The organism is Streptomyces sp. NBC_01498 (assembly GCF_036327775.1).
In the GTDB taxonomy this organism is placed as follows: Bacteria; Actinomycetota; Actinomycetes; order Streptomycetales; family Streptomycetaceae; genus Streptomyces.
In genome coordinates this window covers 3,872,626-3,892,279 of record NZ_CP109598.1, presented here as the reverse complement: position 1 = coordinate 3,892,279, position 19,654 = coordinate 3,872,626, and the positions used below count along the sequence as shown (strand labels likewise).

Below are 19,654 nucleotides of genomic sequence, written 5' to 3'. Positions count from 1 at the left end.
CCGCACCGCGTCCCGTCAGGCCGAGAGCCCGTCAGCCCCGTCGATCCCAGCCCACCCTCGACTCCATCCGTCCCCTCACCATCCGTCCGTCGCGCCCATCCGCCGAGGTTGCGTCTCCCTGATGTCGAGTCACCACACCGCGCCCGCGCGGAAACCAGCGCTACCGTCGTACGCGGTACCGCGAGCGGAACTGCACACGGTCGAAACGGTCGAGGGGACGGACGCGGCATGAGCTTCGGTGACGAGCACGGCGGCGGCCACGGGAACGACCCGGGCCGTTCGACGGACGACGGCTTCGGCCGGACGGGCCAGACGCGCACGCGTCTGCCGGACGGCGCGGGCGACGACTACGGGTACGGCGGAGTCGGCGCCCGCCGCCCCCAGCGCAGCTCGCGCTCGCTCATCGCGGTGGTGGGCGTCGTGGTGCTGCTGATCGCGGCCATCGCGTTCGCGAACCGCGACGGCGGCGACGACTCGGGCGGATCGGGCACCACCTCCGGCGGCGACAACGCACCGGGCGCGGAACCGACGGCGGCGTCGGGGGTGAAGCCGGTGACCGGCAAGAACGGGGGCATCCCCTCGGGCTTCGCGCAGGACGAACAGGGCGCGGAGAGCGCGGCGGCGAACTACGCGGTGGCGCTGGGGTCCGACGGGATGTTCAACCGGGCCAGCAGGCACCTGATCGTAGACACGGTCTACACACCTGCCGCGGCCAAAGAACTCAAAGGGCCGCAGGACAAGGCCTACTCACCGGAGTTTCTGACCAAGCTCGGTCTCGACGCCAACGGAAACGCCCCCCGCAACAGCACCTTCATCTCCCGGACGGTTCCGGTGGGTACCAACGTGGAGAACTTCGACGGCGGCAGCGCGAGAGTCTCGGTCTGGTACACGGGCCTGATCGGGATGTCCGGTCCGAATTCGACCGACCCGGTCAGTACGACATGGAAGACCTGGACCTTTGAACTGCAGTGGGTGGCCAACGACTGGAAGGTCGTCGCCGATACCCAGGAGGACGGCCCGGCACCGGTTCCCGGCGACATCGCCGCTGCGACCGCCGATGAGATCAGCAAGGCTGTTGACGAGTACGGAGGCTTCACCTATGCGAGGTAGCTACGGCATCCGTGTTCGCTCGGTCGTCACCGCGTTGGTGACCTTGCAGGCGGGAGTGTTTCTGCTCGCGACGCGCGCGGCAGCGGCACCCAGTCCCTCGCCGTCCCCGAGCGACGATCCCTGCGATCTCCTGATCGGCCCTGCCAAGGAGTACTGCGACACCGGCGACGCCGGCAGCCGCAGCAACTCCCCCCTCAACGACCCCGCCAGCTCCCTCGACCCCCTCACCTCCCTCGCCCGCGGCTGCGCCGACGCCGCCGCGTGGACCGTGGACACGCTCTCCAAGGCCGTGAAGGAGACCGCCACGGTCGACTTCACCAACGCCGCGTTCCTCTCCCAGTACGCCGTCGTCTTCGCCGCCGCCACCATCCTCACCCTCGTCCTCTGGCTCCTGGCCGTCGCCAAGCGCGCCATCCGCGGCGTCCCGCTGACCACGGCCATCTCCGAGGCCATCGGCTTCCTCTGGCTCACCGTCCTCGCCTCCGCGTTCACGCCGCTGATCCTCTACACCCTTGTCTCCGCCACCGACGGTGTCACCGAGGTCATCGCGGGCGGGACCAGCGGTGAGACCGACGTGTTCTTCGGGACGTTCTCCGAGGCCCTGAAGAAGGACGCCGAGATCGGCGGCGGCCCGATCATGCTGATCGTCGTGTCCCTCGTGACGATCCTCGCGGCCAGCATCCTCTACCTGGAGTTGTTCATCCGGGCGATCCTGCTCTACGTCGGCGCCCTTCTCGGCGTCGTCGTGTACTCCGGGCTCGTCGACAAGAACATGTGGGGCCACGTACGCCGCTGGGCCGGGCTCATGATCGCGGTCATCATGGTGAAGCCCGTCATCGTGATCGTCCTCGGTCTCGCGGGCGCGCTCACCTCCGACGACGGGCCCGACTCGTTCTCGGCCGTCGTCTCCGGGCTCGCCATCATCCTTCTCGCGATCTTCGCCTCCGCGATGATCTACCGCTTCGTCCCCGGCTTCGGCGACGAGATCGCGAGCGCCCGCAGCAACGCCAAGCTGTCCACCGACGGCGGCCGGGCCGCCGCCGTGATCAGCTCCCCCGCCGGTGTCGTCTCGCAGGGCATCAAGACCCACAGCGGCCGAGGCGGCGGTGGCGACAGCGGCGGTGGCGGGGCCAGGCCGTCCAACCCGGTCTCCGGCGGTGTCGCCGCCCACAGCAGCCGCCCGTCGTCGGGCGGCGGGGGAGGCGGCGTCCCCTCGCCCACCTCCGCACCCCGCTCCAGCAGTCCCACCAGCGGCACCCCCCACAGCAGCCGCAGCAGCCACGGCCATCGCGGAACCGGTAACAACAGCACAGGAGGTGGAGGGCGTTGACGACTCAGTCCCATCCGATCGCGCCCCGCCGCACGTATCTCATCGGCCGCGCGCGGCCGAACGCGATCGTCGGCAAGAACCGTGAGACGGGCGAGATCGCGCTGATCATCGCCGGCGCGTTCCTCGGCATGATGAGCGGACTCGTCGTCCCCGTCCTGTCCCTGCGGATCGTGACCCTGCTCGGGTTCCCGCTCCTCGCGCTGGCCGCGGTGTACGTCCCGTACAAGCACCGCACCCTCTACAAGTGGTTCGAGATCAACCGCAGCTTCAAGCGCACCCTGCGCAACGGCACCACCTACCGCTCCGTCGCCATGGAGTCCGGCACGCTCGCCGACGGCCGCGAGGTCGAGATCGGCCCGCCGCCCGGCATCGGACGGATCAACTGGCTGGCCGCCCCCTTCGGACCCGACGAGATCGCCGTCCTGCTCCACGCCGACCGCCGCACCGTCACCGCCGCCATCGAGATCGAGGGCCCCGGCGTCGGCCTGCGCGACAGCGAGGACCAGGAAGCCCTCGTCGACCGCTTCGGCACGCTCCTCAAGCACGTCGCCAACGGGGACGGCTTCGTCACCCGCCTCCAGATGCTCGCCCGTACGCTCCCCGCCGACCCCGACGCGCACGCCAAGGACGTCGCCCAGCGCGGCGACTCCGGCTCGCCGGGCTGGCTCCAGGAGTCGTACGACCAGCTCCAGTCCATGGTCTCGACCTCCAGCGAGCAGCACCGCGCCTACCTCGTGGCCTGCATGCACTACACCCGCGAGCTGGCCTCCGAGGGCCAGGCCATGGCCCGCGCCGCCCGGCAGGCCGCCGGTGGCAAGCGCCGCGGCCGGGGCCTCGACAAGGACGCCGGTCTCGCCGTCGTCATGGCGCGCGAACTCACCGACATCTGCGCCCGTCTGGCGGAGGCCGACATCCGGGTCCGCCAGCCGCTCGGCCAGGCGCGGCTCGCGTCCCTCGTGCACTCGATGTACGACCCGGACCACCCCATAGACCACATCCAGGCCATGACGAAACGAAACGCCTGGCCCGCCGAGCTGGACGCCATGGAGCCGACGTTCCTCCAGGCGAAGACCCGCGAGTCGTCCACCCGCGCGCCCTGGTGCCACTCCACGGCCTGGGTGAAGGAGTGGCCGATGACCCCCGTCGGCGTCAACTTCCTCGCCCCGCTGCTCGTCCACACACCCGACGTCATCCGTACGGTCGCGGTCTGCATGGACCTGGAGCCCACCGAGGTCGCCATCGAGCGCATGCTCACGGAGAAGACAAACGACGAGGCCGACGCGAGCCGCGCCGCCAAGATGAACCGCACCGTCGACCCGCGTGACATCGCCGCCCACGGCCGGCTCGACCAGCGGGGTGAAGATCTCGCCAGCGGGGCGGCGGGAGTCAACATCGTCGGGTACATCACGGTGTCGTCCCGCTCACCCGAGGCCCTGGCCCGGGACAAGCGGACGATCCGGGCGTCGGCCGGCAAGTCGTACCTGAAGCTGGAGTGGTGCGACCGCGAGCACCACCGGGCGTTCGTCAACACCCTGCCGTTCGCCACCGGCATCCGCCGATGACCGCCGCCCGGAAGCCGAGCAGGCCGAGCAGCCGGAGACACACCACACGTACGCCGACCGTCCGGAAGCCGACCGCCGCTGATAGGGGCCTGTGATGCGAGATCCCATGTCCGCCTTCACGGACGCCTTCACCAGCTTCCTCTTCGGGAAGGTGGAGACGACCCGCCTCCCGGTCCGTACGTCGACCGGCCAGGCCCAGGCCGTCTATCTGCCGACCGCCGCCCCCGGCCTCGGCGACTCGGGCGTCATCATCGGCCGCGAGGTCTACAGCGGCAAGGGCTACATCTACGACCCGTTCCAGCTGTACGGCCAGCAGCTCCCCGCGCCGCACTGGCTGGTCCTCGGCGAGTCCGGCAACGGCAAGTCCGCGCTGGAGAAGACGTACGTCCTGCGGCAGCTGCGTTTCCGCGACCGCCAGGTCGTCGTCCTCGACGCACAGGGCGAGGACGGTGCCGGCGAGTGGAACCTCATCGCGCAGCAGCTGGGCATAACCCCCATCCGGCTCGACCCGATGGCGGCCCTGGACGGCGGCATCAAGCTCAACCCGCTCGACCCGGCGATCACCACGACCGGCCAGCTCGCGCTGCTCCGCACGATCATCGAGGTCGCGATGGGGCACGGCCTGGACGAGCGCTCGGGCTTCGCGCTCAAGGTCGCGCACGCCTATGTGCACGCCACGATCGTGGAGCGTCAGCCCGTCCTCATGGACATCGTGGAGCAACTGCGGCACCCGGAGCCCGAGTCGGCCGAGGCGATGAACGTGGACATAGACGACGTACGGGCCTGGGGCCTGGACGTCGCCCTCGTCCTGGACCGGCTGGTCGACGGTGACCTGCGCGGCATGTTCGACGGCCCGACGACGGTCGGCATCGACCTGGACTCGCCGCTCATCGTCTTCGACCTCTCGCACATCGACCGCAACTCGATCGCGATGCCGATCCTTATGGCGATCGTCGGCGTGTGGCTGGAGCACACCTGGATCCGCCCCGACCGGAAGAAGCGCATCTTCCTGGTCGAGGAGGCGTGGCACATCATCAACTCGCCGTTCGTCGCGCAGCTCTTCCAGCGGCTTCTGAAGTTCGGCCGCCGGCTGGGTCTTTCGTTCGTGGCGGTCGTCCACCACCTCTCCGACGTGGTCGACGGCGCCGCCGCCAAGGAGGCCGCCGCCATCCTCAAGATGGCGTCGACCAGGACGATCTACGCGCAGAAGGCCGACGAGGCGAGGGCCACCGGTCAGGTGCTCGGGCTGCCGCGCTGGGCGGTCGAGATCATCCCGAGTCTCACGCCGGGCATCGCCGTGTGGGACGTCAACGGCAATGTGCAGGTCGTCAAACACCTGGTCACCGAGGCCGAACGGCCGCTGGTGTTCACCGACCGCGCGATGACGGAGAACAGCCAGGCGTCCGACGCGGCAGACGCGGCCGACGCCCTGAGCGACGGTCTGCCGGACCATGTGCGGGCCGCCGAATGGGAGGCGGAGCAACGCGCGATTCTCATGGAGCAACAGAGGCTGAACGCGTCCTCCGAGTCCACGGTGGCGTGAGGGGCATGACGGCGGCACCCGATCCCGATCCCCACTCCGGTGCTGACCCCCGCTCCGGTCCTGATCCCCGCTCCGGCCTTGCTTCCCGTCCCGGTCCCGGTCCCCGCCGCCGTCCGGCCGGCGGCGACGCCGGGCAGCAGCAGCGCGGGGTGTCGGACGGGCTGATCCTGGGCGTACTGGGCTTCATGCTCGGGGTCACGCTGTTCGCGTGGACCGCGACGGGCCTCGCGGCGCTCTTCGCGCGCGGCTCGTGGCCGGACTCGGTGACGTTCATGCGTACGCCCATGGCGGTACGGCAGTTGGTCTCGTCCCCGCAGGACCTCCCGGCGGCCTGGCCGGACACCCCGCCGGGCGAACTCTCCGGGTACGGCCTCTTCTGGGGCCTGTTCATCGGCGAGCTGATGGTGGCGGCCGTGCTGGCGGTGTTCGTGCTGGGCACGGTGGTCCGCTGGCGCGCCTCGCGTGCGGTACGGCTCCGGGAACGCGAGCGGGCGCACGAGGACGCCCGCGAGGACGCCCGTGAACGCGCACAGAGGCAGGTACGGGACCAGGAGCGGGACGAGGAGCGCGCGCGGGCGTACGAGCAGGCACAGCCGCACGAACGGGCCTCCACGAAGGCGGCGCCGGCGACGCCCGAGCCCGTACCCCGCACACCCGTCCAGCAGCCGCCTCCGCCACCCGCCACCCCGGTCGAACGGGCCCCCGCCCACCTCACCGAACCTCTGCCCCTCCCCGCGTACGCGCCCCCGGCAGCCGTCCCCGCCCCCCGCACCGCGCCGTACACCCACATCCGCTACGGGTCCCCCCACGTCCGCCGCCCCGCCGCCGTCCAGGCCGTCCAGGACGCCGAGGGCCCCGCGCTCGTCGTCACCTCCGACCCCACCCTCTGGGCCGAGACGAAGGACGCCCGCGCGAAACTCGGCCCCGTCCTCGTCTACGACCCCGGCCACCTCTGCGACACCCCGGCCCGCCTCCACTGGTCCCCCACCAGCGGCTGCGAGGACGCCGCCACCGCCACCGCGCGGGCGGTCGCGCTGCTCGCCCCCGTACGGCCCCTGGCGCGCCTCGACGCGGCCATGGCGGACACCGCGCAGACGCTGCTGCGCTGCTGGCTGCACGCCGCCGCGGTGGACGGGCGGCCGGTCCGGCAGGTGCACCGCTGGGCGCAGGCCGGCAACGCCCACGAGGCCGTACGGCTGCTGCGCACCCATCCGAAGGCCGCCTCCGGACTCGCCGGGCTGCTGGAGTCCGCGCTCACCGCGCATCCCGAACGGCGGGAGATCGCGCAGCAGTTGACGACCCGTGCGCTGGCCTGCCTGTCGTCCGTCCACATCCGGGAGGCGTGCACACCGAATCGCGCCGACTCCCTCGCGCTGGATTCTTTTGCCGCCGAGGGGGGCACGCTTTATGTGGTGGGTGAGCCGATCGAAGATCCGCGCACCCGTCCGGGAGCGATGCCGCTGCTCACCGCTCTCACCTCGCACGTGGTCGAGCACGGCCGCCGCATGGCCGCACGGTCATCCGCCGGCCGGCTCGACCCACCAATGACCCTGGTGCTCGACGACGTGGCGGCGGTGGCGCCGCTGCCCGCGCTGCCCGATCTCCTGGCCGACGGCGACGGACAGGGGCTGCCCGCGCTGGTCCTGCTGCGCTCCCGCGAACAGGGCAGGGACCGCTGGCCGGACCGCTGGCCGCAGCACGAACTGCCCGCCTGAGCAGTCAGGCCCGATCGCGCGGGGAGTCCCCCGGCCGCGTCACGGTGAGTTCCAGCTCCCGCGCGGACGGGTCGCTCTCCACGGGCACGGTCACCCCCGTGGGCTCGAAGCCGAGCTTGGCGTACGCGGCCCGTGCCCGCCCGTTCCGCTCGTCCACGTGCAGCCGTACCCGCTCCACCCGGGGCTCCTCCAGCGACCACGCCCACCCGGTGGCCGCGTCGAACAGCTCCTTCAGCAGCCCGGTGCCCCGGTGATCCGGCCGTACGTACACCCCGACGAGATGCGCCTGGTCGCACTCGCCCGGCACCCCGAGGACACCGGCGGAGCCCTTCGGCTCGACCAGCACCACCACCGCGCCGACCCAGACGCCGTCCGCCGTCTCGGCGACGAAGTGCCGGGCCGACGTGCCCCGCGCCGACTGCTCCGCCCGCTCACGCCAGAAGGAGTCCGGGCGGCCGACGGCGTTCTCGTAGGTGTCGAGATAGGCGACCGGCGCGGCCGGATCACGCAGCGCCTCCAGCCGAAGCCGCTTCGCCCTGCCCCATTCGTCGGCACGGACGGCCCGCACGGTGCGTGGGGTCTTTCCAGGAGTTACGGCGCGCTGCGCGCGATCGACCGGGTTCATCACACGATCCTCCGCGCCGGCCCCCGCCCGCGCCAAACGAGTTTCCCCTGTGCCTCCCTGCTGGGCAGTCCCCTCCCCGTGGGGGCGGCCCGCTAGCCGGAGAGCGACCGGGCACTGCCCCTCCAGTCCTCCCTGACGAGCTTCGCGGCGGCGGCCCTGCTGGGAATCGTCCACGGTGAAGACACATGTGGGCCGCGTACTGGCGAAAACGGGCTCCCACAACGGGCTCCCGCGACCGCGTCCAAGCGGTCATCCTGGCCTACGAGGCGAGACTGGTCCGCCCGTCGTGAACGACCCTGCATTTCGTTGTGGACGCGGAAATGTTTTTGGACGCAGAAATGCCTCAACCCCCGGCCATGGGCCGGGGGTTGAGGCAGAATGATTGTTCGGCGGCGTCCTACTCTCCCACAGGGTCCCCCCTGCAGTACCATCGGCGCTGAAAGGCTTAGCTTCCGGGTTCGGAATGTAACCGGGCGTTTCCCTAACGCAATGACCACCGAAACACTATGAAACTGTTGAACAACCGGGCGAAAACACAGTCATTCGTTGTCTCAGAACTAACACAGTGGACGCGAGCAACTGAGGACAAGCCCTCGGCCTATTAGTACCGGTCAACTCCACACCTCACAGTGCTTCCATATCCGGCCTATCAACCCAGTCGTCTACTGGGAGCCTTACCCCATCAAGTGGGTGGGAGTCCTCATCTCGAAGCAGGCTTCCCGCTTAGATGCTTTCAGCGGTTATCCCTCCCGAACGTAGCCAACCAGCCATGCCCTTGGCAGGACAACTGGCACACCAGAGGTTCGTCCGTCCCGGTCCTCTCGTACTAGGGACAGCCCTTCTCAAGACTCCTGCGCGCGCAGCGGATAGGGACCGAACTGTCTCACGACGTTCTAAACCCAGCTCGCGTACCGCTTTAATGGGCGAACAGCCCAACCCTTGGGACCGACTCCAGCCCCAGGATGCGACGAGCCGACATCGAGGTGCCAAACCATCCCGTCGATATGGACTCTTGGGGAAGATCAGCCTGTTATCCCCGGGGTACCTTTTATCCGTTGAGCGACGGCGCTTCCACAAGCCACCGCCGGATCACTAGTCCCGACTTTCGTCCCTGCTCGACCCGTCGGTCTCACAGTCAAGCTCCCTTGTGCACTTACACTCAACACCTGATTACCAACCAGGCTGAGGGAACCTTTGGGCGCCTCCGTTACTCTTTAGGAGGCAACCGCCCCAGTTAAACTACCCATCAGACACTGTCCCTGATCCGGATCACGGACCCAGGTTAGACATCCAGCACGACCAGAGTGGTATTTCAACGACGACTCCACAACCACTGGCGTGGCCACTTCACAGTCTCCCACCTATCCTACACAAGCCGAACCGAACACCAATATCAAACTGTAGTAAAGGTCCCGGGGTCTTTCCGTCCTGCTGCGCGAAACGAGCATCTTTACTCGTAGTGCAATTTCACCGGGCCTATGGTTGAGACAGTCGAGAAGTCGTTACGCCATTCGTGCAGGTCGGAACTTACCCGACAAGGAATTTCGCTACCTTAGGATGGTTATAGTTACCACCGCCGTTTACTGGCGCTTAAGTTCTCAGCTTCGCCACACCGAAATGTGACTAACCGGTCCCCTTAACGTTCCAGCACCGGGCAGGCGTCAGTCCGTATACATCGCCTTACGGCTTCGCACGGACCTGTGTTTTTAGTAAACAGTCGCTTCTCGCTGGTCTCTGCGGCCACCCCCAGCTCACACTGCAAGAGTGATCACCAGAAATGGCCCCCCTTCTCCCGAAGTTACGGGGGCATTTTGCCGAGTTCCTTAACCATAGTTCACCCGAACGCCTCGGTATTCTCTACCTGACCACCTGAGTCGGTTTAGGGTACGGGCCGCCATGAAACTCGCTAGAGGCTTTTCTCGACAGCATAGGATCATCCACTTCACCACAATCGGCTCGGCATCAGGTCTCACCCTCAATAAGAGACGGATTTGCCTATCTCTCGGGCTACACCCTTACCCCGGGACAACCACCGCCCGGGCTGGACTACCTTCCTGCGTCACCCCATCGCTTACCTACTACCACCTTGGTCCGACGGCTCCACCACTCCCCTTTGCCCGAAGGCTCCAGGACGGCTTCACGGTCTCAGCATCAGAGGATTCAGTACTGGGCGTTTCAAAGCGGGTACCGGAATATCAACCGGTTGTCCATCGACTACGCCTGTCGGCCTCGCCTTAGGTCCCGACTTACCCTGGGCAGATCAGCTTGACCCAGGAACCCTTAGTCAATCGGCGCACACGTTTCCCACGTGTGTATCGCTACTCATGCCTGCATTCTCACTCGTGAACCGTCCACCACTGCCTTCCGGCGCGGCTTCACCCGGCACACGACGCTCCCCTACCCATCCCAGCGGGCGTTGGCCCTCATGCTGAAATGACACGACTTCGGCGGTACGCTTGAGCCCCGCTACATTGTCGGCGCGGAATCACTTGACCAGTGAGCTATTACGCACTCTTTCAAGGATGGCTGCTTCTAAGCCAACCTCCTGGTTGTCTCTGCGACTCCACATCCTTTCCCACTTAGCGTACGCTTAGGGGCCTTAGTCGATGCTCTGGGCTGTTTCCCTCTCGACCATGGAGCTTATCCCCCACAGTCTCACTGCCGCGCTCTCACTTACCGGCATTCGGAGTTTGGCTAAGGTCAGTAACCCGGTAGGGCCCATCGCCTATCCAGTGCTCTACCTCCGGCAAGAAACACACGACGCTGCACCTAAATGCATTTCGGGGAGAACCAGCTATCACGGAGTTTGATTGGCCTTTCACCCCTAACCACAGGTCATCCCCCAGGTTTTCAACCCTGGTGGGTTCGGTCCTCCACGACCTCTTACAGCCGCTTCAACCTGCCCATGGCTAGATCACTCCGCTTCGGGTCTTGAGCATGCTACTGAGACGCCCTGTTCGGACTCGCTTTCGCTACGGCTTCCCCACACGGGTTAACCTCGCAACACACCGCAAACTCGCAGGCTCATTCTTCAAAAGGCACGCAGTCACGACTGACAGCACAAGTGCTGCCAGCGACGCTCCCACGGCTTGTAGGCACACGGTTTCAGGTACTATTTCACTCCGCTCCCGCGGTACTTTTCACCATTCCCTCACGGTACTATCCGCTATCGGTCACCAGGGAATATTTAGGCTTAGCGGGTGGTCCCGCCAGATTCACACGGGATTTCTCGGGCCCCGTGCTACTTGGGAAATACGCAAGAGAGCCGTACAGATTTCAGCTACGGGGGTCTTACCCTCTACGCCGGACCTTTCGCATGTCCTTCGCCTACCTGTACGGTTTCTGACTCTCCGACCAGCCGGCAGACTGATCAAGTGCACTCCCACAACCCCGCATGCGCAACCCCTGCCGGGTATCACACACATACGGTTTGGCCTCATCCAGTTTCGCTCGCCACTACTCCCGGAATCACGGTTGTTTTCTCTTCCTGAGGGTACTGAGATGTTTCACTTCCCCTCGTTCCCTCCACATACCCTATGTGTTCAGGTATGGGTGACAGCCCATGACGACTGCCGGGTTTCCCCATTCGGACACCCCCGGATCAAAGCTCGGTTGACAGCTCCCCGGGGCCTATCGCGGCCTCCCACGTCCTTCATCGGTTCCTGGTGCCAAGGCATCCACCGTGCGCCCTTAAAAACTTGGCCACAGATGCTCGCGTCCACTGTGCAGTTCTCAAACAACGACCAACCACCCGCCACCCCACCCTGTACAGGACGAGTTCACCGGGGCCGGCAACTGAAGACACAACCACGACGGCCGTACCCTCAGACACCCAACAGCGCGCCCGGCCCAGCCCTTCACGATCACCCGTTCCACGCCGAAGCAGTACTGGGGACAACCATGAAAAACTGTGCCGAATAGTCAACGTTCCACCCATGAGCAACCAGCACCGGACGTTCGCCGATGAACTGGCCTCTGACCAGGCGAACCTGGTGAGAAGTGCTCCTTAGAAAGGAGGTGATCCAGCCGCACCTTCCGGTACGGCTACCTTGTTACGACTTCGTCCCAATCGCCAGTCCCACCTTCGACAGCTCCCTCCCACAAGGGGTTGGGCCACCGGCTTCGGGTGTTACCGACTTTCGTGACGTGACGGGCGGTGTGTACAAGGCCCGGGAACGTATTCACCGCAGCAATGCTGATCTGCGATTACTAGCAACTCCGACTTCATGGGGTCGAGTTGCAGACCCCAATCCGAACTGAGACCGGCTTTTTGAGATTCGCTCCACCTCACGGTATCGCAGCTCATTGTACCGGCCATTGTAGCACGTGTGCAGCCCAAGACATAAGGGGCATGATGACTTGACGTCGTCCCCACCTTCCTCCGAGTTGACCCCGGCGGTCTCCTGTGAGTCCCCATCACCCCGAAGGGCATGCTGGCAACACAGAACAAGGGTTGCGCTCGTTGCGGGACTTAACCCAACATCTCACGACACGAGCTGACGACAGCCATGCACCACCTGTACACCGACCACAAGGGGGGCACCATCTCTGATGCTTTCCGGTGTATGTCAAGCCTTGGTAAGGTTCTTCGCGTTGCGTCGAATTAAGCCACATGCTCCGCTGCTTGTGCGGGCCCCCGTCAATTCCTTTGAGTTTTAGCCTTGCGGCCGTACTCCCCAGGCGGGGAACTTAATGCGTTAGCTGCGGCACCGACGACGTGGAATGTCGCCAACACCTAGTTCCCAACGTTTACGGCGTGGACTACCAGGGTATCTAATCCTGTTCGCTCCCCACGCTTTCGCTCCTCAGCGTCAGTAATGGCCCAGAGATCCGCCTTCGCCACCGGTGTTCCTCCTGATATCTGCGCATTTCACCGCTACACCAGGAATTCCGATCTCCCCTACCACACTCCAGTCTGCCCGTATCGAATGCAGACCCGGGGTTAAGCCCCGGGCTTTCACACCCGACGTGACAAACCGCCTACGAGCTCTTTACGCCCAATAATTCCGGACAACGCTTGCGCCCTACGTATTACCGCGGCTGCTGGCACGTAGTTAGCCGGCGCTTCTTCTGCAGGTACCGTCACTTGCGCTTCTTCCCTGCTGAAAGAGGTTTACAACCCGAAGGCCGTCATCCCTCACGCGGCGTCGCTGCATCAGGCTTTCGCCCATTGTGCAATATTCCCCACTGCTGCCTCCCGTAGGAGTCTGGGCCGTGTCTCAGTCCCAGTGTGGCCGGTCGCCCTCTCAGGCCGGCTACCCGTCGTCGCCTTGGTAGGCCATTACCCCACCAACAAGCTGATAGGCCGCGGGCTCATCCTGCACCGCCGGAGCTTTCAACCATTCCCCAGGAGGGGAACAGTATTATCCGGTATTAGACCCCGTTTCCAGGGCTTGTCCCAGAGTGCAGGGCAGATTGCCCACGTGTTACTCACCCGTTCGCCACTAATCCACCCGAAGGCTTCATCGTTCGACTTGCATGTGTTAAGCACGCCGCCAGCGTTCGTCCTGAGCCAGGATCAAACTCTCCGTGAATGCTTTCCCAACCCATTACGGTCGGGTGACACCACGAGAGCGGAACAACCAGTCGGAATAAGACCGGTTGTTCACAGCGTCCTCGCTGTGTTTCATTTCAAAGGAACCACCAACCCAACCCACAGATAACCGTGGACCAGGCCGGGGTATCAACATATCTGGCGTTGACTTTTGGCACGCTGTTGAGTTCTCAAGGAACGGACGCTTCCTTCGGCCCCGTCTCCGGGCCCTCCGGGCTTTCCCTTCGGTCTTACTGTTCTGCTGTTCTACTCTGTCTTGCTGTCTTGCCTGTGTTGCTGTCTTGCGTTTCCGACTCTATCAGAACCTTTCGGCGCCTGATTCCCAGTCAGCGGGATTGTCTTTCCGGCCCTGCGGCCGTTCCGACCTTTCAAACTCTAGCCCGTTTCCCCGCCGTCTCACAAATCGAGTCCCGGTAATCAATTTTCGGCATGCCGAAATGGTTCCCGGTGGAGGGTCACGCTGAGTTTGTTTGCCGCATTCAAACAAGCGGCCGGATGGTGCCGTAGAACCGTTACGGCTCTATGACAACTCGAAGAACCTTACGGAGCGGTCCCCGCGGTGTCAAATCGGCTCCCCGGGCCACCGTCAGTCCAGGTCGGTGAGCCGGCCGCCCGCGTCCGGCTGGGCGTGTTCCACCCGGCGGAGCAGGCGGATCAGCAGTTCTCCCAGTACTCCGCGCTCCTCCCCCGAGAGGTCCTGGAGCAGGTCCTCCTCGAAGTCCGAGGCCATCCGCATGGCCTCCAGCCACTTCGTACGGCCCTCGTCCGTCAGCTCGACGATCACGCGCACCCGGTTGGTCTCGTCCCGGTCGCGCGTGACCAGACCCTCGGCAGCCATGCGGTCGACGCGGTGGGTCATCGCCGCCGGGGTGAGTCCGAGGCGCTTGGCCAGTTCGCCCGGACCGAGGCGGTACGGGGCTCCCGACAGGACCAGGGTCTTGAGGACTTCCCACTCGGCGTTGCTGATGCCGAGGTCGGAGACCTGGCGTCCGTACGCCACGTTCATCCGGCGGTTGAGCCGGCCGAGCGCCGAGACGACCTGCTCCACCTGGGGGTCGAGGTCGTCGAACTCCCGCTGATAGGCGGCGATCTGCTCGTCGAGGCTCGGTTCCGCGGGGCTCTCTGGCATGCCGCGCAGTATGGCACGCCCGTCGTTGGCGTCGAAGTCCTTCGATGTGTATTGTTGAGGTTCTAACTTTAGCTTTGAAGTCTTCGAAGTTCAGGTCTTCCAGTCTTCAGTCTTCGGGCCTTCTTCTTCCGCTTCTTCTCCAAGGCAGGTGAGTGTGACCAGGGTGATGGGCGCCGCGATGCGCCGAATCCAGGCAGGGAACGCGCTGAGCGCGTTCGGGCTCGGGTTCACCGTCCCGTATCTGTATGTGTATGTCGCCCAGGTGCGGGACCTGGGCGCGAGTACGGCGGGGGCCGTGCTGGCCGTGTTCGCCATGGCCGCGCTCGTCGCCCTGCCCTTCACCGGGCGCGTGATCGACCGGCGCGGGCCGGTGCCCGTCGTCGCGGGCGGCGCGGTGCTGGCCGCTCTGGGGGCCCTCGTCATGGGGCTGGCCGGCGACGTACCGACCGCCGTGCTCTCGGCGACGCTGCTCGGTGCCGGTACCGCCGTGATGCAGCCCGCGCTGGCCACGATGATCGTGTGGTGCTCGCCGCCGGCCGCCCGTACCCGGGCCTTCGCGACGCAGTTCTTCCTCCAGAACCTCGGGCTCGGCGTCGGTGGTCTGATCGGCGGGCAGTTGGTCGACGTGAACCGGCCGGGGAGCTTCACCCTGTTGTTCGGTGTCGAGGCGGCGATGTTCCTGGTGCTCGCCGCCATCGCCGGGACGGTCAGGATCCCGCGTACGTCCTCCGCCTCGACCGCGCTTCCCAAAGAGGGCGCCCGCCCCGGAACGGGCGGGACCCGGGCGCTGCTCGCGAACCGGGCGATGGTGCGGTTGTGCGTGCTGGGCTTCGTGCTGTTCTTCGCCTGCTACGGGCAGTTCGAGTCGGGACTGGCCGCGTACGGCACCGAGGCGGCCGGGATCGACCCGTCGGCGCTCGGTATGGCGCTGGCCGCGAACACCGCCGTGATCGTCGTCGCGCAGTTCGTCGTGCTCCGGCTGGTCGAGCGGCGCAGGCGGAGCCGGGTCATCGCGTGGGTCGGGCTGATCTGGGCGGTCGCCTGGCTCGCGGCGGGATACGCGGGGCTGGGGCACGCGAGCCAGACGATGGCGACGGCCGCGTTCGTCTCCACGTACGCGCTGTTCGGGCTCGGGGAGTCGATGCTGTCGCCGACCGTCGCCCCGCTGGTGGCCGATCTGGCGCCGGAAGGGGCCGTCGGCCAGTACAACGCCGCCTTCGCGCTGGTCAAGCAGCTCGCGCTGGCACTGGGGCCCGCCGTGGGCGGGCCGATGGGGGCCTCGCTGCACGGCCCGTACATCGTGACGTTCGTGCTCTTCTCGCTCGGCATCAGTGTGCTGGCGCTGCGGCTGGGCCGGCGGCTCACCCCCGTACAGGACCGGCCGTCGCTCGCGCACGTGTCGCGCGTGGTGGCCGTGCACAAGCCGGAGAGTCTGGCCGCCGCCCGTTGAGACGAGGCGGGTGACGGAGGCGGGCCGGGCGGGTCAGTGGGGCAGGGCGAACTCGCACCAGACCGCCTTGCCGCCGCCCGGTGTCCGGCGCGAACCCCAGGACGAGGCGATCGCCGCGACGATGGAGATGCCGCGGCCCGCCTCGTCCGCCGGTTCGGCGTGGCGGCGCAGGGGCAGATGGTCGTCCCCGTCGGTGACCTCGATGATCAGCCGGCGGTCCGTACGGCGGAGTCTGAGCCGCATGGGCGGGGTGCCGTGCTGGAGGGAGTTGGCGACGAGTTCGCTGGTGGCGAGGACCCCCAGGTCCCGGAGTTCGACCGGGAAGCGCCACGAGGAGAGGACTCCCGAGGCGAACGCGCGGGCGCGCGGGGCGGCCTCGATGCCGCCGAGAAGGTCGAGCGCGGCGTTGTGGAACAGCTCGGCTGCCTGTCCCGTACGGGCGGGGTGCTGGAGAACCAGGACCGCCACGTCGTCGTCGTGCTCGGCCGTGACGCCCATCGCGCGGATCAGCCGGTCGCAGACGACCTGGGGTGTTCCCTGGGCCCCGGCCAGGGCGCGTTCCAAGGAGGCCACGCCCTCGTCGATGTCCTCGCTGCGGCGCTCCACGAGCCCGTCCGTGTAGAGGACGGCGGTGGAGCCGGGCGCGAGGCCGATCGTGCCGGAGGTGTGGATCCAGCCGCCGGTGCCGAGCGGCGGTCCCGTGGGGTCGGCGGCACGCGCGACCGTGCCGTCCTCGGCGCGGACGAGGATCGGCAGGTGGCCGGCCGACGCGTAGACGAGGTGGCCCTCGTTGGGGTCGTGGACGGCGTAGACGCAGGTGGCGATCTGGCTGGCGTCGATCTCGGCGGCGAGTCCGTCGAGCAGTTGCAGGACTTCGTGGGGCGGCAGGTCGAGGCGGGCGTACGCGCGGACGGCGGTGCGCAGTTGGCCCATGACGGCCGCCGCGCGGACGCCGCGGCCCATGACGTCGCCGATGACCAGGGCCGTACGGCCGGCGCCGAGGGTGATCACGTCGTACCAGTCGCCGCCGACGGCCGCGTCCGTACCGCCCGGCTGGTACGTGGCGGCGACGCGCAGGTCGTCGGGCTGCTCCAGCTCCTGGGGAAGGAGCGAGCACTGGAGGGCGACGGCGGTCTCGCGGAGTCTGCGCTGGCTGGCGCGCAGGCGTTCGGCGGCCTCGGCGTGGTCGGTGACGTCGGCGGCGAAGATGAGGACGCCGGAGCGGTCGGAGCCGTCCGGTCCGCCTGGGCTGCCGGCGCCGCCCGATCGCCCGAGGTCGACGGGGGTGCAGGTCACGGTGTAGGAGCCGTCGCGGGCCGGGGTGGCCGAGCCGTCGGCCGGGGTGTGGCCGGTGCCGCACCCGGACGTCTGGACCTTGCGGGACTTGACGGTGCGGGGCGTTCCGCTGCGTGACACCTGTTCCAGGAGAGGCGTGAGGCCGAGCTCGGCCAGTTCGGGGCAGCTCTCGGCCGCCGGTGTGCCCGGTTCGCGGGGGCCGAAGGCGTCGGCGTAGGCGTCGTTGACGTACGCGACGCGGTGGTCGGGGCCGTACACCAGGGCGACGAGGGCGGGGAGTCCGTCGAGGACGTCACGGACGGCGAGTTCTTCGAGCGCGGGGATTCCGGTGGGTCCGCCGTCGGCGCCGCTGTCTCTCGAGGCTCGCTTGTCTCTTCTCTCCCGGCGCTCGCCGTTTCGTTCGAATTCACCACGGGCGGCGGGCACCGCGCTCGCGGAACTCGGCGCGTGCGCCTCTCCAGCGTCCGATCGCATGGCGATGCGGCGCTGCGTACCGGGGAGCCGGGCGCTCCAACGCGTGAAATTCACGGATTTTCATGCCTCATGGTGTCGTTGCCGTTCGCCTGGGCGGGCTGCCGGATCGCTCTCTGCGGAATCACTCTGTGCAGATGTGAACCCACCTATGGTCACACGGTCAGTGTGGCCGACCGCACTGACATGGGACGTCAGACGTCTCTGGGCCGTTCCCCTCCGGCGGCCAGTTCGAATTCCGCCCGAGGGTGTTCAAGGGAGCCGAGGGAGACGATCTCTCGTTTGAAGAGGCCGGAAAGTGTCCATTCGGCGAGGACGCGCGCCTTGCGGTTGAAGGTGGGGACGCGGCTGAGGTGGTAGGCGCGGTGGATCAGCCAGGCCGGATACCCCTTGACCTTGCGGCCGTACACCTGCGCGACCCCTTTGTGGAGGCCGAGCGAGGCGACGGAACCGGTGTAACGGTGCCGGTAGTCGCGTGACGGCTCGCCTCTCAAGGAGGCGACGATGTTGTCGGCGAGTACGCGGGCCTGGCGGACTGCGTGTTGCGCGTTGGGCGCGCAGGTGGCGCCGGGCTCGTCCACCGTCAGGTCGGGGACCGCCGCGGCGTCTCCGGCCGACCAGGCGTGGTCGACACCGTCGACGGCGAGTCCGGCCGTGCAGCGGAGCCGGCCGCGTGCGTCGAGGGGGAGTCCGGCGGCGGCGAGGATCGGGTGGGGTTTGACGCCCGCCGTCCAGACGACGGTGCGGGTGGGGAAGCGGCTGCCGTCGCTCAGGACGGCCACCCGGTTCTCGCAGGAGTCGAGGCGGGTTTCGAGGCGTACGTCGATGTTGCGCGCCCGTAGTTCGCGGACCGCGTACGTGCCCAGGTGGTGGCCGACCTCGGGGAGGACGCGGCCGGACGCCTCGACGAGGATCCACTTCAGGTCGTCGGCCTTGACGTTGTGGTAGGAGCGGGTGGCGTAGCGGGCCATGTCGGCCAGTTCGGCGAGGGCCTCGACACCCGCGTAGCCACCGCCGACGAAGACGAAGGTGAGGGCGGCGTCGCGCAGTTGCGGGTCTCGGGTGGAGGAGGCGATGTCCAGCTGCTCCAGGACGTGGTTGCGCAGGGCGATGGCCTCCTCGACGGTCTTGAAGCCGATGCCGTGTTCGGCGAGGCCGGGGACCGGGAGGGTGCGGGAGACCGAGCCGGGGGCGAGGACGAGTTCGTCGTACGTCATCTCGAAGCTGCCGGGCGGCTCGGGGGCCGGCGCCGGGTCGCGGGGTGCGGCGGTGGCGCGGGGGGCTCGCGCGGGAGCGCCGGCGGTGCGGGAGGGTGCGCCGGTGGTCCCGGAGCGTGGGTCGGCGGCTCTGGCGGCGGCCTCCTCCTCGGACGCGGGGGTGACGAGGGTGACGACGCGCCGGGTGTGGTCGACGGACCGGGCCTCGCCGACGATGATCGTGCAGTCCGGCAGGACGCGGCGCAGCGGCACCACGACGTGGCGCGGGGAGATCGATCCCGCGGCGGCCTCGGGCAGGAACGGCTGGTACGTCATGTACGCGTCGGGCGACACCACCACGACCTCGGCCTCGCCGCGCCTGAGCCGCCGCTGGAGCCGGAGCGCCGTGTACATCCCGACGTAGCCGCCGCCGACGACGAGAACGCGGGCGGGGCGCGGTGATGCGGGGGTCGTCCCCCGGGGGATCTCTGCCTTCACCACCCCATGAGGCATCGGGCTCCGGGGTTTGTCCACAGGCTCGGCAAATTGTGTGACCGGAGGCCCGCTCCGGCCCGATGTGCGCAAATCCCCCTGGGGCGGGGAAGGTTCGCAGGTCAGCGGGGATGGGCGAGGTGGTGGGCGGGTGCCGAATCAGGCATCTTCCGGTCCTTGC

Annotated in this window: 10 protein-coding genes and 3 rRNA genes; 6 read left to right on the top strand and 7 right to left on the bottom strand. The window is 67.4% G+C overall.

Annotation, left to right across the window (positions count from 1 at the left end; all coding sequences use genetic code 11):
* Positions 1-228: 228 nt before the first annotated feature.
* The 5 genes from OG875_RS16585 to OG875_RS16565 all read left to right on the top strand — a co-directional run bounded on the left by OG875_RS16585 (position 229) and on the right by OG875_RS16565 (position 7,260).
* Positions 229-1,110, top strand: a complete 882-nt coding sequence (locus OG875_RS16585) for a hypothetical protein (RefSeq protein ID WP_330174997.1) — start codon at positions 229-231, stop codon at positions 1,108-1,110.
* Complete coding sequence (locus OG875_RS16580) at positions 1,100-2,440, top strand: hypothetical protein (protein ID WP_330174996.1); 1,341 nt, start codon at positions 1,100-1,102, stop codon at positions 2,438-2,440. Before OG875_RS16585 ends, OG875_RS16580 begins: the two co-directional genes overlap by 11 nt.
* Positions 2,437-4,002: an SCO6880 family protein gene (locus OG875_RS16575; RefSeq protein WP_330174995.1), complete on the top strand. Its 1,566-nt coding sequence runs from the start codon at positions 2,437-2,439 to the stop codon at positions 4,000-4,002. The genes OG875_RS16580 and OG875_RS16575 overlap by 4 nt, the downstream gene beginning before the upstream one ends.
* Positions 4,003-4,096: 94 nt before the next feature.
* Positions 4,097-5,545, top strand: a complete 1,449-nt coding sequence (locus OG875_RS16570; RefSeq protein ID WP_330174994.1) for an ATP-binding protein — start codon at positions 4,097-4,099, stop codon at positions 5,543-5,545.
* Positions 5,546-5,550: 5 nt separating this feature from the next.
* Entirely contained in the window at positions 5,551-7,260 is a 1,710-nt protein-coding gene (locus tag OG875_RS16565) for a type VI secretion protein (RefSeq protein ID WP_443079127.1), read from the top strand.
* Positions 7,261-7,264: 4 nt separating this feature from the next.
* Here the strand turns inward: OG875_RS16565 and OG875_RS16560 are convergent, their stop codons facing one another.
* The 5 genes from OG875_RS16560 to OG875_RS16540 form a co-directional block, all read right to left on the bottom strand.
* The gene (locus OG875_RS16560) at positions 7,265-7,885 is read right to left on the bottom strand and encodes a GNAT family N-acetyltransferase (protein ID WP_330174993.1); all 621 of its coding nucleotides are present in this window, start codon (positions 7,883-7,885) and stop codon (positions 7,265-7,267) included.
* Positions 7,886-8,269: 384 nt separating this feature from the next.
* A 5S ribosomal RNA gene (gene rrf, locus OG875_RS16555) occupies positions 8,270-8,386 on the bottom strand.
* A gap of 80 nt (positions 8,387-8,466) precedes the next feature.
* Positions 8,467-11,589 (bottom strand): 23S ribosomal RNA (locus tag OG875_RS16550).
* A 306-nt stretch (positions 11,590-11,895) separates the two neighbouring features.
* Positions 11,896-13,419: ribosomal RNA gene (locus OG875_RS16545) — 16S ribosomal RNA — on the bottom strand.
* The 16S, 23S and 5S rRNA genes sit together here, the layout of an rRNA operon.
* A 606-nt stretch (positions 13,420-14,025) precedes the next feature.
* Positions 14,026-14,568: a MarR family winged helix-turn-helix transcriptional regulator gene (locus OG875_RS16540; RefSeq protein WP_330174992.1), complete on the bottom strand. Its 543-nt coding sequence runs from the start codon at positions 14,566-14,568 to the stop codon at positions 14,026-14,028.
* A 166-nt stretch (positions 14,569-14,734) separates the two neighbouring features.
* Between OG875_RS16540 and OG875_RS16535 the strand changes: the two genes are divergently transcribed.
* Positions 14,735-16,018, top strand: a complete 1,284-nt coding sequence (locus OG875_RS16535; RefSeq protein WP_330177769.1) for an MFS transporter — start codon at positions 14,735-14,737, stop codon at positions 16,016-16,018.
* 33 nt (positions 16,019-16,051) lie between these two features.
* On the opposite strand, the gene OG875_RS16530 is transcribed toward OG875_RS16535, so the two are convergent.
* Both OG875_RS16530 and OG875_RS16525 read right to left on the bottom strand, forming a co-directional pair.
* Positions 16,052-17,842, bottom strand: a complete 1,791-nt coding sequence (locus OG875_RS16530; protein WP_330174991.1) for an ATP-binding SpoIIE family protein phosphatase — start codon at positions 17,840-17,842, stop codon at positions 16,052-16,054.
* Positions 17,843-17,979: 137 nt separating this feature from the next.
* Complete coding sequence (locus tag OG875_RS16525; RefSeq protein WP_330174990.1) at positions 17,980-19,494, bottom strand: NAD(P)/FAD-dependent oxidoreductase; 1,515 nt, start codon at positions 19,492-19,494, stop codon at positions 17,980-17,982.
* Between the last annotated feature and the right edge of the window lie 160 nt (positions 19,495-19,654).